This window comes from Sphaerisporangium rubeum, assembly GCF_014207705.1.
GTDB classification, from domain to species: Bacteria; Actinomycetota; Actinomycetes; order Streptosporangiales; family Streptosporangiaceae; genus Sphaerisporangium; species Sphaerisporangium rubeum.
The window spans coordinates 3,357,105-3,369,635 of sequence record NZ_JACHIU010000001.1 but is presented as its reverse complement, the minus strand read 5'-3'; the positions used below and the strand labels follow the sequence as shown (position 1 = coordinate 3,369,635).

General features: G+C 73.1%; 13 protein-coding genes. 4 read left to right on the top strand and 9 right to left on the bottom strand.

The features are described 5' to 3' along the window. Nucleotides 1-6: 6 nt before the first annotated feature. The 7 genes from BJ992_RS14490 to BJ992_RS14460 all read right to left on the bottom strand — a co-directional run bounded on the left by BJ992_RS14490 (nucleotide 7) and on the right by BJ992_RS14460 (nucleotide 7,206). Nucleotides 7-876, bottom strand: coding sequence for a hypothetical protein (locus BJ992_RS14490; protein WP_184981249.1), 870 nt, complete (start codon nucleotides 874-876; stop codon nucleotides 7-9). 62 nt (nucleotides 877-938) lie between these two features. Beyond that, nucleotides 939-1,922 carry a copper transporter gene (locus BJ992_RS14485; protein ID WP_184981247.1) on the bottom strand — a complete coding sequence of 328 codons (984 nt, stop codon included), beginning with the start codon at nucleotides 1,920-1,922 and terminating at the stop codon, nucleotides 939-941. Then, on the bottom strand, nucleotides 1,919-3,115 hold the full coding sequence (gene steA / locus BJ992_RS14480; protein ID WP_184988079.1) for a putative cytokinetic ring protein SteA: 1,197 nt from the start codon (nucleotides 3,113-3,115) through the stop codon (nucleotides 1,919-1,921). Before steA ends, BJ992_RS14485 begins: the two co-directional genes overlap by 4 nt. A 136-nt stretch (nucleotides 3,116-3,251) precedes the next feature. Beyond that, nucleotides 3,252-4,967: a DNA repair protein RecN gene (recN, locus tag BJ992_RS14475; RefSeq protein WP_184981245.1), complete on the bottom strand. Its 1,716-nt coding sequence runs from the start codon at nucleotides 4,965-4,967 to the stop codon at nucleotides 3,252-3,254. 173 nt (nucleotides 4,968-5,140) lie between these two features. After that, the gene (locus BJ992_RS14470; RefSeq protein ID WP_184981243.1) at nucleotides 5,141-6,049 is read right to left on the bottom strand and encodes an NAD kinase; all 909 of its coding nucleotides are present in this window, start codon (nucleotides 6,047-6,049) and stop codon (nucleotides 5,141-5,143) included. A gap of 73 nt (nucleotides 6,050-6,122) precedes the next feature. Further along, complete coding sequence (locus BJ992_RS14465) at nucleotides 6,123-6,941, bottom strand: TlyA family RNA methyltransferase (RefSeq protein ID WP_184981241.1); 819 nt, start codon at nucleotides 6,939-6,941, stop codon at nucleotides 6,123-6,125. Between the two features lie 43 nt (nucleotides 6,942-6,984). Then, nucleotides 6,985-7,206, bottom strand: coding sequence for a hypothetical protein (locus tag BJ992_RS14460; RefSeq protein WP_221474814.1), 222 nt, complete (start codon nucleotides 7,204-7,206; stop codon nucleotides 6,985-6,987). A 178-nt stretch (nucleotides 7,207-7,384) separates the two neighbouring features. Here BJ992_RS14460 and BJ992_RS14455 point away from each other — a divergent pair, with 178 nt between their 5' ends. Together BJ992_RS14455 and BJ992_RS14450 are read left to right on the top strand one after the other, a co-directional pair. Further along, a complete protein-coding gene (locus BJ992_RS14455) occupies nucleotides 7,385-7,732 on the top strand; it encodes an SCP2 sterol-binding domain-containing protein (RefSeq protein ID WP_184981239.1) in 348 nt (115 codons plus the stop codon). A gap of 120 nt (nucleotides 7,733-7,852) precedes the next feature. After that, the gene (locus BJ992_RS14450; RefSeq protein ID WP_184981237.1) at nucleotides 7,853-8,872 is read left to right on the top strand and encodes an HAD-IIA family hydrolase; all 1,020 of its coding nucleotides are present in this window, start codon (nucleotides 7,853-7,855) and stop codon (nucleotides 8,870-8,872) included. A gap of 223 nt (nucleotides 8,873-9,095) precedes the next feature. On the opposite strand, the gene BJ992_RS14445 is transcribed toward BJ992_RS14450, so the two are convergent. Then, nucleotides 9,096-9,533 (bottom strand): tetratricopeptide repeat protein, encoded by a 438-nt coding sequence (locus BJ992_RS14445; protein WP_184981229.1) that lies wholly within the window; start codon nucleotides 9,531-9,533, stop codon nucleotides 9,096-9,098. 117 nt (nucleotides 9,534-9,650) lie between these two features. Here BJ992_RS14445 and BJ992_RS14440 point away from each other — a divergent pair, with 117 nt between their 5' ends. After that, nucleotides 9,651-10,913, top strand: a complete 1,263-nt coding sequence (locus BJ992_RS14440) for a DUF1015 family protein (protein ID WP_246496641.1) — start codon at nucleotides 9,651-9,653, stop codon at nucleotides 10,911-10,913. 12 nt (nucleotides 10,914-10,925) lie between these two features. Here the strand turns inward: BJ992_RS14440 and BJ992_RS14435 are convergent, their stop codons facing one another. Further along, a complete protein-coding gene (locus BJ992_RS14435; protein ID WP_184981225.1) occupies nucleotides 10,926-11,330 on the bottom strand; it encodes a single-stranded DNA-binding protein in 405 nt (134 codons plus the stop codon). A gap of 144 nt (nucleotides 11,331-11,474) precedes the next feature. Here BJ992_RS14435 and BJ992_RS14430 point away from each other — a divergent pair, with 144 nt between their 5' ends. Further along, nucleotides 11,475-12,410, top strand: coding sequence for an MBL fold metallo-hydrolase (locus BJ992_RS14430; protein ID WP_343072658.1), 936 nt, complete (start codon nucleotides 11,475-11,477; stop codon nucleotides 12,408-12,410). Nucleotides 12,411-12,531: the final 121 nt, after the last annotated feature.

The following is a 12,531-nucleotide window of genomic DNA, read 5'->3' as shown; positions in this document are numbered from 1 at the left end:
CCCGGCTCACCTCGGACGGCGCCCCAGCATGTCGAGACGGTTCAGCACGGGGTTCGCCGCGATCACCTTGGTGAAGCTGACCTTCTCCGACGCGGCGGTCAGCCCCGCGACCACGGCGAGCGCGGCCAGCCGGCCACGGCGGCGCAGCCCGGCCGCCGCCGCCACCCCGAGCAGCGCGCCGAGCGCGTTGGCCCCGGCGTCACCGAGCATGGCGCGCTCCCCGAGGTCCTCCCCGAGCAGCGCCGCGCCGGCGCCGAGCGGCACCGCGGCGAGCGCCGCACCCGCCGGCGCGTCCTTGACCAGCGCCGCCGCGAGCAGCGGCCCCCCGGCGAGCGTGCCCACCTTGAGGGCCCGCCCCGGCCGCAGGTCGAACAGGTTGGCCAGATTGGCGCTCCCCGCGATGAGCGCGCCGTCCACGAGCACGTCGGTCACCCGGGCCGCGCGCCGCGCGGTGCCGTGCCGCGGCAGCAGCGCCGCCGCGGCCAGGCCCGCCGCGCCGATGCCGAGGATCTTGACGGCTCCCGTGGTCACCTCGCCGCGCGCCAGCGCCTTCAGGTGCCCCTTGAACCCCTTGGACGTGGCGGTGCCGCGCAGGTCGTCGTACGCGCCGAGCGCACCGCTCCCCACCCCGGCGAGCACCGCGGCGGCACGAACCCGGACCGGCAGCCCGGGGGCCAGCGCGGCCGCCGTCCCGGCCCCCGCCACGAAAGCCGGGCCCTCAAGCAGCGTGATCGGCTCGCCTCTGTGGTTGGTGCGGGTCCAGGTCTTCTCATCGCCGACCGGGGGACGCCGGGTGAACGCCGTGTACGCCGCGCGGGCGGCCACGGCGCCGAGTGCGGCGCCGGCCAGTGCGCCGAGCAAGGAGCGATGAGCCACAGCAGATCCCTCTTCGTGGTGTGCGCACGGCACGCCGGCCGTGCGGCGGACGTCGGGGCGGGTCAGCCGCCCACACCCCCGTCCGGGCTGGGCGAGGGCGTCACCGCCGCGACCGGTTCGGGCTCGGCGGCCGTGGCGTCGGAGCCCAGGCCGTACTGCCCGGCGTCTCCCGCCACCTGCTCCCGCAGAGCGTAGACCACCGCGACCCGGCCGAAGGCCATATTGATGTTGTCGACGGTGGACACCGCGGCGGACGCCTCCCCCGACGAGCGCACCGCGGCGATGAGCCCCACCGCCGTGGCCGTGGGGACGACACCGGCGACGACCGTGCCCTTGGCCGCCGCGTCGAGCCCCGTGGCCAGGGCCACCAGCGCGGCGGTCTGCGTGTCGGCCTCCTTGCCCTCGATCGGCGCGGCGGGGGTCAGCACGATGGCGAGGGTGGCGGTCTTGGCGGGCTCGCCGTCCACGGTGACCATGCCGGCGTCCTCGAACGACGTCAGCACCCCGGCGGACACGGCGTTCTCCTGGCCCGTGAGCGCGCCGTCCCTGGTCACGAGCGCGCCGGCCAGCACCGCGGCGGCCTTCTGGTGCGGGGTGGAGTCGGCGGGGAACGTCAGCGCGGGGGGCTTCGCGGTGAGCGCGAGCCGCTCAAGCGCCGGTGCGTCCTCCGCCGCGAGGTACTGGTCGGTGAGGACGACGCGGCCGCTGAGAGTGGCCCCGGCCGCCGTGACGGCCTCCTGCAGCGCCTCACCCTGCCGGGCGTCGGCACCCGGCGCCTCGACGAGCACGACGCTTTCCCCGGTCAGCGCGCCTTCGACGAGCCGCGGCAGCCGTTCGGCGATGAAGGCGTCGCTGGCGTCGCCACGGGTGAGCGCCAGCGTGTTGTCGGCCTGCAGCTTCTCGTTCTTGGCGCGCAGCGCGGCCGCGGTCTCCTGGGTGAACTTCTCCAGCGGCGCGTACAGCACGGTGCTGCCGAGCACGATGCCGATCGCGAGCGCCAGGAAGATCGCGACGATGGAGACGACGTGGTAACGGAAGTCGATCACGAGAACAGCCCCACGAGCCAGAAGATGAAACCGTTCCAGGAGTCACGCAGGCCGTTCAGCCAGACGTTCCCCATCGGGGAGAACCGCAGCACCACACCCATGGTGACCAGTGCGGTGCCGACCAGCAGCAGCAGCGAGCCGACGGAGATGCGGCTGCGGTACAGCCTGCTCACGCCTTTGGCGTCGACCAGTTTGCCCCCCACCCGCAGCCGGGTGAGGAACGTGCTCGCCATGCCGGACCTGCCCTTGTCCAGGAACTCGATCAGCGTGGCATGGGTGCCGACCGCGACGATCAGGTCGGCCCCCTTGTCATCGGCGAGCAGCATGGCGATGTCCTCGCTCGTGGCCGCGGCGGGGAAGATCACGGCCTCCTGGCCGAGACGGTGCACGCGTTCGAGACCGGGGGCCCGGCCGTCGCGGTAGGCGTGCACGACGAGCTCGGCGCCGCAGCACAGGGCACGCTCCGACACCGAGTCGAAGTCGCCCACGATGACGTCGGGGTGGTAGCCGGCCTCCATCAGCGCGTCGGCGCCGCCGTCCACGCCGATCAGGACGGGCCGGTACTCGCGGATGTAGGGCCGCAGCGCCGCGATGTCCTCTTTGTAGTGGTAGCCGCGCACCACGACAAGCGCGTGCCTGCCCTCCATCGAGGTGCGGATGTCAGGAACGCCGACGCCGTCGATGAGCAGGTCGCGCTCGCGGCGCACGTACTCCATGGTGTTGGTGGCGAAATCCTCGATCTGCACCGACAGCCCGGCGCGCGCCTCGCTCATCGCGGCGGCGACGGTCTCGGCGGTGGCGACCTCGCCCTTGCCGACGACCTCGTCGTCGAGGACGACGGCGCCTTCGTGCACACGCACCACGTCGCCTTCGTGCAGCCGGTCGAACAGCTCGGGGGTGGCGTTGTCGACGAGCGTGACGCCGGCGTCGAGCAGGATCTGCGGGCCGAGGTTGGGGTAACGGCCGCTGATGCTGGACGCGACGTTGACCACGGCGGACGCGCCGCACGCGACAAGGGCCTCCGCGCTGACACGGTCGAGGTCGACATGGTCGATGACCGCGACCTCCCCGGGCCGCAGACGCTTGGTCAGCGTCTTGGTCCGCCGGTCGAGCCTCGCGACCGCCGTCACCCCGGGAAGGTCGGCGACCCTCCGTCGGCGGAGGCGAGGAACATTGACGGCCGGTACCTTCATCACGGACCATCCTGCCAGAGCGGAAGGCCCCGGTGGTCCCGGACGGCGCCGCGTACCTGGTGCGCGGCCACCGCGCCGCGGCACCGGCCGTCCCGCGAGGCGGGCCGGGACGGCGTGTCGCGGTGGATCTCGGCGATCACTTGGCTTTGTCGGCCTCGGCGATCGACAGCAGCTCCTCGGCGTGCGCGCGGCCGAGCTCGGAGTCCTCGAGGCCCGCCAGCATGCGGGACAGCTCGCGGGCCCTGGCCTCGCGGTCCAAGGTGGTGACGCCGCTGCGCACCACGCTGCCGTCGCTGGCCTTCTCGACCACCAGGTGCTGGTCGGCGAACGCCGCCACCTGAGGCAGGTGGGTGACGACGATCACCTGAGCGGTGCGTGCCAGGCGCGCGAGACGCCGGCCGATCTCGACGGCGGCCTTGCCGCCGACCCCGGCGTCGACCTCGTCGAACACGAACGTCGGCACCGGGTCGGCGCCGGCGAACACCACCTCGATGGCGAGCATGACGCGGCTCAGCTCGCCGCCGGAGGCCCCCTTGGTGAGCGGCAGCGCCGGAGCGCCGGGGTGCGCCGCCATGCGCAGCTCGATCTCGTCGGCCCCCTCGGGACCGAAGTGGCCCGCCGGGGTGACCGCGACCAGCACCCGCGCGTGCGGCATGGCGAGCGCGGCCAGCTCAGCGGTCACCGCCGCGCCGAATCGCTCGGCGGCGGCCGTGCGCACACCGGTCAGCTCGGCGGCCAGCTCGGTGACACGCTCGGTGAGCTGCTCGTGCTCGCGCGCGAGCTCGGCGACGCGGTCGTCGTCGCCGTCCAGCTCCAGCACGCGCGCGGCGGCGCGCTCGGCGAACGCCAGCACCGACGCGGAGTCCTCGCCGTACTTCCTGAGCAGGCCGGTCAGCAGCGCGCGGCGCTCCTGGACGGCGGCGAGCCGCGCGGGGTCGGCGTCCACGGACTCGGAGTAGGCGGCCAGCTCGGTCGCGACGTCGGAGACGAGGTAACCGGCCTCGGCGAGCCGGTCGCCGATGCCGGCCAGCGCCGGGTCGAACCCCCGCACGGCCTCCACCGCGGCGCGCGCCTGGCCGAGCAGCGACACGGCGTCCTGCGCACCCTGCACGCCGGCGATGGGGTCGCCGAGCAGCGCGGTGTGCGCGGTGACCGCCGCGGTCTTGAGCGCGTCGGCGTGCGCCAGGCGCTCCTCCTCCTGCTTCAGCTCGATCTCTTCGCCGGGCTTGGGTGCGGCCTTCTCGATCTCCTCAAGCGCGAACCGCAGGCCGTCGGCCTCCTGCGCGCGCTCACGCGCCTTCTCGGTGAGCTCGGTCAGCGTCTCGCCGACCTCTTTGTGGCGCCGGTACGCCTGGGTGTAGGCGCGCAGCGGCTTGACGAGCTCCTCCCCGGCGTAGCGGTCGAGCGCGGCGCGCTGCCTGCCGGGCTGGAGCAGCCGCTGCTGGTCCATCTGGCCGTGCACGGCCACGAGGTCGTCGGCGAGGTAGGTGAGCGTGCCGACCGGCACGGAGCGGCCGCCGAGCCACGCGCGGGACCGGCCCTCCCCGGACACCGACCTGGCGATGATCAGCCGGTCCTCGTCGATGTCGCCGCCGAGGTCGAACACCTGCTGCGCGACCTTGCCGAGCGGCTCCACCACCAGCGTGCCCTCGACCGTGGCCCGGTCGGCCCCCGGCCGCACCCGTGCCGGGTCGGCCCTGCCGCCGAACAGCAGGCCGAGGCCGGTGACGACCATCGTCTTGCCCGCGCCGGTCTCACCGGTGACCACGGTCAGTCCCGGCGAAAGCTCAAGGACGGCCTCGTCGATCACGCCGAGCCCTTTGATCCGGACCTCATCGACCCGTGGCCGCACAGGGTCCCTCCCGCCGTATCGCCTCGCCGCGTCCGTCACCTCGCCGGACCATGTGGGGCGTGGCTCGGTCACCTCTTCATGCGGATAGATCCTACGCGCATTTGGCCAACCTTTCCCCTGACCTCCGTGCGGCCGGGTGGCCGTGCCGTATGCTCCGGCGGCCCCGCCGCCGGTCAGCGGCGTGCGCGGCCCCGCCAGCCCTGGACCGGCAGATCGAACTTCGCCACCAGCCGATCGGTGAACGGAGCGCCTGTGGTGTCGACGTCGTGAAGCCGGGCCAGGCGGACCGGCAAGGAGGCGCGGCGCACCTCGACGCGGGCCCCCGGGGGCAGGTCGAAACGGCGCCGGCCGTCGCACCACAGGACACCACCCGGCGTGCCGGGGAGGACCTCCAGGGCGACGGCGGACCTCGGGGACACCACGATGGGGCGGGCGAACAAGGCGTGCGCGCTGTTGGGGACCAGCAGCAGGGCCTCCACCTCGGGCCACACGACCGGGCCACCCGCAGAGAACGCGTACGCCGTGGAGCCGGTCGGCGTGGCGCAGATCACGCCGTCGCAGCCCCAGCGGGACAGGGGGCGGCCGTCGATCTCGGCGACGACCTCCAGGATGCGGTCGCGCTTCTCGACGCTCGCCTCGTTCAGGGCCCAGGTCGAGGCGAGCACCTCGCCGTGGGCCCTGACGGTCACATCGATCGTCATGCGCTCCTCGACGGCGTACCTGCGGGCCACCACGCGGTCCACCGCCTCGCCGAGGCCGGACATCTCGGCCTCGGCGAGGAAGCCGACGTGGCCGAGGTTCACCCCGAGCAGCGGCGTGCGCGCGGGCCGCGCCAGCTCGGCGGCGCGCAGCAGCGTGCCGTCCCCGCCGAGCACCATCAGCACCTCGGCGTCCTCGGCGGCGGCCGGGCCCATGGGCACGACGTCCACCCCGGCCGCGTCGATCTCCTCGGCCTCCTGCTGCATGACTCGCACCGTGAAACCCGCGTCGAGGAACCGCTCGACGACCAGCCGCGCGCTGTCCACCGCCGGCGCGCGGCCGGTGTGCGCCGTGATCAGCACCGTACGTTTCGTGTCAGTCATGCCCTCGCTCCGCCCGCCTGACGGCGATCGTCCCTCGTGTGACGGCCTGCTCGACCGTACGCCTGCCCCGCACCTACTGGGGGCCTTCTTCGACGGCGCGGCCGATCTCGGCCGCCACGTCGGCCACCGGGGCCGGCCCTTCGCCCTTGCCGAGCCAGATCAGGTACTCCACGTTGCCCGACGGGCCCGGCAGGGGGCTGGCCGTGACACCACGCACCGTGAGGGACGACCGGCCGGCCGCCTCGGCGACGTCGCGCACGGCCCCGGCCCGCAGCCGCGGATCACGCACCACACCACCGGCCCCGACCAGAGCCTTTCCCACCTCGAACTGCGGCTTCACCAGCAGCACCAGGTCGGCGTGCTCCGCCGCGCAGCCCGCCAGCGCCGGGAGCACCAGGCGCAGCGAGATGAACGACAGGTCGCCGACCACCAGCGACGGGGGCTCCCCCACCATCTCGGGGGTCAGGTCGCGGACGTTGACCCGCTCCATCACGGTGACCCGCTCGTCGGTGCGCAGCGGCCACGCGAGCTGGCCGTAGCCGACGTCGACCGCCACCACATGGGCCGCGCCGCGGCGCAGCAGCACGTCGGTGAACCCGCCGGTGGAGGCACCCGCGTCCAGGCAGCGCCGGCCCTCGACGGCCAGGCCGCGCGGCGCGAAGGCGTCGAGCGCGCCGAGGAGCTTGTGCGCACCCCGGGATACGTAGTCGGGGCCTTCGGCGAGCTCCGCCACCACGATCGCCGCGGCGGTCTCCACCTGGGTCGCCGGTTTGGCCGCCGTACGTCCCGCCACGGTGACCCTGCCGCCGGAGATCAGGTCGGCCGCGTGCTCGCGTGACCGCGCGAGCCCCCGGCGCACCAGCTCGGTGTCCAGCCGTACCCTGCGGCTCATGGCCGGCGGGCCCCCTCGCGCGAGGTCCCGCGGCGGGTACCGGTCACCGGCGGTCCTGCCCGGTGGCCGCGGGGACGTCCTCGACGGAGGCCAAGGTGGCCTCCAGGCCGCCGAGAACCTCCTCGAACACGGCGACGTGCTCGTGCACCGGGGTGTCACCGAGAACGGCCAGCCTGGCGAGCGTGGCCGTCACCCGGGCCTCGCCGTCGTCCGCGGTGGCGCCGGCCGCCGGCGTGCCCTGACCGAGCATGCCTGGTCTGTCCACTTCTTCCCGTATCTCCCGCCCGGCGCCGGACGGCGCCCACCCGACCGTATCCGAAAGGCGACACCGCTGATGCTGTTGTGATCGAGGCGCGTCCGCGCGCCGGATTTCGCGTAGTAGTCGAAGGAAACGCTACCTTCCGTAGAGCGGGGCAGGCCGGGGCCGATGAGAAGGGGTTCACATGGCGAGCGTCGATGAGTGCCGTGCGGCGCTCGACAAGCTGGCGGAGCAGTTCGGTGAGCTCGACCACGAGACACGCACCAAGCATGTGGTCGAGCGCACTCTGAGCTGCCGCATCACCGACCTCGAAGTGACCTTCTTCGGCCGCATCCACCGTGACGGCCTCGACGCCTTCACCGAGACCCAGCCGCTCGACGGCCGCCCCGCCGACATCAGGATCCGCATCCGCAGCGACGACCTCCTCCTCATGGTCAACGGCGAACTGGACATGGCCAAAGCCGTCTTCGGCGGCCGCGTGAAGATCGACGCCAGCTTCGGCGACATGTTCCGCCTCCGCAAACTCCTCTGACCACAGGCCCGGCCCCCGACCGCGAACGACGTCCGCCGGCCCGATCAGTGGCGTGGCTCACCCTTCCTCCGGCCGGGGTCGGCCCTCCGGCCGGGAACGGCCATCCGACATAGTGTGGCCATGGAGTCGGCGTTGATCGATCGTCATGACACGTTGCTGCTCGATCTGGATGGGGTGGTCTACCTCGGACGCAAGGCGGTGCGCGGGGCCCCGGAGGCGCTCGTCAAGGCCCGTGAGTCAGGGGTGCGGCTGGCGTTCGTGACCAACAACGCGTCACGGACTCCCGCCGCCATCGCGGGGCATCTGACCGCCATCGGGGTGCCGGCCACCCGGGAGGACGTCGTGACCTCGGCGCAGGCGGCGGCCCGGCTGGTGGCCGAGCGGGTGCCCGCGGGCTCCCCTGTGCTCGTGGCCGGCGGCATGGGGCTGCGCCAGGCCGTACGGGAACGGGGCCTGCGTCCGGTGACGACGGCCGCCGAGCGGCCGGTGGCGGTCCTGCAGGGGATGTGGGCCGACATGTCCTACGGGCTGCTCACCGAAGGAGCGCTCGCCGTACGCCAGGGTGCGTGGTTCGTCGCGGCCAACGCCGACACGACCATGCCGACCGACCGCGGCGTGGTGCCGGGCAACGGCTCGCTGACCCGGGTGATCGCCACCGCCACCGGGACCGAACCGGTGGTGGCCGGCAAGCCCGAGCCTCCGCTGCACCGCGAGTCGATGCTCCGGACATCCGCAAAGCGGCCCCTGGTGGTGGGAGACCGCCTGGACACCGACATCGAGGCGGCCACCCGGGCCGGCGTCGACAGCCTCCTGGTCCTCACCGGCGTCGACGGCCCCGCCACCCTCCTGACCGCCCCACCCGAGCACCGTCCCACTCACATCGCCGCCGACCTGTCCGGCCTGTACGACCCCCCCGCCCCGGTCACCGAACCCGCCGCGGACAAGGGGTCATGGACCAGGGACGGCTGGACCGCCTCCTGGGATGGCGAACGCCTCCACCTCTCCGGCGACGGCGACCCCGTCGACGGCCTGCGCACCGCCTGCGCCGCCGCCTGGTCCACCGCCGGCAAAGGCCGCCTGACCCCGGAATCCGTACAGGAAGCCCTCGACACCCTCACCACTCGCCTCCCACCGGCCTGAGCACCGAAAAGACACGCCGACGACCGGCACGACCAGAATCCGGAGCACCCACGCGACCAGGGACCCGCCCCGGAAGCCCACGACGCACGACCGGGAACGCCGGTCACCCACCTCCTACGCAGAGCACGACCGGGAACGCCGGCTTGGCCTCCGCCTCGGCCCAGGCCCGGCCGCCGGCGACGAGGGGGCGGGCCAGCCAGGAGCCGAGCAGGCCGGCGACGGGTCACGACTCCCTGGCGCGGAGGGTGGCCTTCACCTGGCGCAGAGCGGAGACGTAGTCGCGGAGGTCGGGGCGCATGGCGACGGCTATGGTGAGGGGCTCCTGCGCGGCCTCCATGTCGCCGGTGCGCCACAGGGACATGCCGAGGCCGAAGTAGGCGTAGTCCTCGGTGGGGTTGGCGGCGACGATCCAGCGGAAGCTGTCGGCGGCGTCGGCGTATCTGCGGGAGTTGAACTGGGCTCGGGCCAGGGCCTCGCGGATGCTGCGGGAGTCGGGCTCGGCGTCCGCGGCGCGGGCGAGGAGGGCCGCCGCGGCGGCGGGGCTGCCGTCCTTGAGGAGCTGGACGCCGCGCTGGAACCAGTCGTAGACGTCGCCGGCGGGCTCGCCGGACTCCTGGTCGGGGGAGCCGGAGCCCATCGGGCCGTTTCGTCCCTGCGTCATCGTGCGAGGCCTCCTTCGAAGGACAGGGTCCATCCCGGCTTCCCTGACGAGCCGGGCAGCGCTACGACGTCGGGGCTGTCTCCATGTGACTCAGGCCTTTATGGCACCATGCCCGGTATGGCGAATCCTGAACTGCCATCACCTGGCGGACTGGAGCTGCGCCCGTTTCACGGGGTGCGCTACGCGGTCGGCGACCTGGCCGCGGTCACGTCCCCACCGTACGACGTCATCGCGCGGGACGACGTCCAGAGCCTTCTGGACTCCCATCCCAACAACATCGTGCGCCTTATCCTTCCCGGTGACGGACCCGCGAGGTACGCCGCGGCCGGGGACACGCTGCGGTCGTGGCTCGGCCAGGGGGTGCTGACCGTCGACGACGCGCCGGCGCTCTACCTGTACGAGCAGAGCGGGCCCGGCGTGCTGCTGCGCGGCCTCATCGGGGAGCTCGGCCTGCGTGCCCCGCAGGAGCGCGTGGTGCTGCCGCACGAGGACGTGACACCGGGCACGGTGGCCGACCGGCTCGCGCTGATGCAGGCGACCGAGAGCAACCTGGAGCCGATCTTCCTGGTCTACGACGGGGCCGAGGCCACCGCGCGTCTCATCGCCGAGGTCGCCGAGCACAGGGTGCCGCTGATCGACGTCAGGACCGGCGAGGGGCTCACGCACCGGCTGTGGGCCCTGACCGACCCGGCCGAGCACGACACCGTCGCGGCCGACCTGTCGGGCCACCAGGCGCTGATCGCCGACGGCCACCACAGATACGCCACCTACCTGGCGCTGCGGCAGGCCATGCACGACCAGGGGCGGGGGCCGGGGCCGTGGGACCACGGCCTCGCGATGCTGGTGGACTCGGTGGCCTACCCGCCGCACCTGAAGCCCATCCACCGTGTCATCCCCGGCCTTCCCCTGAGCGAGGCGGCCGCCAGGGCCAAGGGCTCCTGGCAGGTGCACGACTACCCCGACGCCGCCGACGCCCTCGCCGCGCTGGAGGAGGCGCCGCAGCCCGCGTTCGTCATCGCCGGCGACGGCCCCGCGCACCTGCTCACCGACCCCGACCCCGTGCAGATCTCCCACGCCATGCCCGCCGAGCGCTCGGAACGCTGGAGGTCGCTCGTCACGTCGATCCTCTCGGAGTTCCTGCTGCCGAAGGTGTGGGGCATGCACGACGACGAGGAGACCGTGCGCATCGTCCACCACGACGCGCGGGCCGCCATCCGCATGGCCCGCGCCGAGTCCGGCACCGCCGTCATCCTCCCCGCTCTCGACGTGGAGGACGTCCTCGCCGTGGCGGCCGCCGGTGAACGCGTGCCGAGGAAATCGACGTCCTTCGGCCCCAAGCCCCGCACCGGCCTGGTCCTGCGGACCTTCTCCGCCTCCTGACCCCATCGGCGCCTACTCCCTCTCACCGGCGGGAGACTCCCCGGAAGGGGTGCCGGGCCGGGTGGTGGCGGGGAGCGGGGTGGAAAAAGGGGCCGCGGTGGGTGGCGCCGAGAAGACCTCGGCGTGGTGGACCTCGACCTCGTACGTGCTGGCGGGGGCCGAGGACCCCGGCCAGTACCTGTGGTGCAGCGCGCCTTCCACGCTGACGATGTCGTTGACACTCCACCTCGCGACCTCGGCGGCGACCTGAGGATCGAAGGTGACGCAGGCGATACCGTCGGACTTCTTGCCGCTGCGGTGACCCTGCGGCCGGCGGACGGCCATGCCCCAGGTCAGGACGCTGTCACCACTCGGCAGATCTCTCGTCCTCGGCGGCTTCGACACCCGGCCGACCAGTCTGACCTCGTTACGATGCACTGGATCTCCCCTTTCGCTGGCTGCTGACGGGGACATTCTTGGACGCGGGACGGCGCCAGGGGTGAGGGAGCGGCGTTCTGTGGACGACGTGGCCTACGCTCGTTCCCGAAGGTGGTCGAAATCAGGACATCGAGGGAGTGGCCTGTGGACAACGTCACACCGCTAGGCGGCGACGTCTACGAGATCGACACCAAGATGGCGGGATATACCGGCATAACCGCCGGATACCTGATCCTCGGCGACCGGCCCTGCCTTGTGGAAACCGGCACCTCCACCTCCGCCCCAGTGGTACGCGACGCGCTGACCTCGCTCGGCGTCGGCCCCGACGACCTCGCCACCGTCGTCGTCACCCACATCCACCTCGACCACGCCGGCGGGGTCGGCGACATCGCGGGTTTCTACCCCCGTGCCGAGATCGTCGTCCACGAGAAAGGCGCACGGCACCTCGCGAACCCCGCACGGCTCATGGCCAGCGCGCGCATGGTGTGGGGCGACCAGCTGGACGTCCTGTTCGGAACGCTCTCCCCCACCGACGCCTCCCGCATCCACGCGCTCGGCGACACCGGTGCGATCGACCTCGGCGGCGGCCGCACACTGAACAGCCACTACTCCCCCGGCCACGCCAAACACCACGTCGGTCTGCTCGACTCCGCCACCGGCGACCTGTACGTCGGCGACGCCGCCGGTGTGTACCTCCCCGAGACCGGTGACCTGCGTCCCGCGACCCCGCCTCCCGACTTCGACCTGCGGACCGCGCTGGACTCGGTGGCCCTGTTCGGCGCGCTCGGCCCGCAACGTCTCCTTTTCAGCCACTACGGACCCGTGGCCGACGTCACCGCCACACTGGAGCGGTCGGCCGAGGAACTGCGCGTGTGGGTCGACCTGACCCGCCAGGCCCACACGGAGGGCCTGGACCTCGACCATGCCGTGGCCATGGTGCGCGACCGCACCCGCGAACGCTACGCCGCGTCCACCTCGGATGACGAAGCCGTACGGGAACGCTTCGAGATGCTCAGCGGCGCACCGTCGAACGTCGCGGGAATCCTGCACTGGCTCGACACCACCAAGCCCGAGGCCTGACTGATCGCCGTGCGGGCGGCCGAGGAGGGCCGTCCCCCACGTGACGGACCGGGTCGCCGTCAGCGAGCCCACCTCGGTGGTCGTCCCGGGTGACCACGAGCACGTCACCCGGATCGCCGCG

Bases quoted from the DNA above. Each gene is read 5' to 3' on its own strand.
- steA (WP_184988079.1), bottom strand. From the start codon at position 3,115: ATGAAGGTACCGGCCGTCAATGTTCCTCGCCTCCGCCGACGGAGGGTC.
- BJ992_RS14470 (WP_184981243.1), bottom strand. From the start codon at position 6,049: ATGACTGACACGAAACGTACGGTGCTGATCACGGCGCACACCGGCCGC.
- BJ992_RS14465 (WP_184981241.1), bottom strand. From the start codon at position 6,941: ATGAGCCGCAGGGTACGGCTGGACACCGAGCTGGTGCGCCGGGGGCTC.
- BJ992_RS14455 (WP_184981239.1), top strand. From the start codon at position 7,385: ATGGCGAGCGTCGATGAGTGCCGTGCGGCGCTCGACAAGCTGGCGGAG.
- BJ992_RS14450 (WP_184981237.1), top strand. From the start codon at position 7,853: ATGGAGTCGGCGTTGATCGATCGTCATGACACGTTGCTGCTCGATCTG.
- BJ992_RS14445 (WP_184981229.1), bottom strand. From the start codon at position 9,533: ATGACGCAGGGACGAAACGGCCCGATGGGCTCCGGCTCCCCCGACCAG.
- BJ992_RS14440 (WP_246496641.1), top strand. From the start codon at position 9,651: ATGGCGAATCCTGAACTGCCATCACCTGGCGGACTGGAGCTGCGCCCG.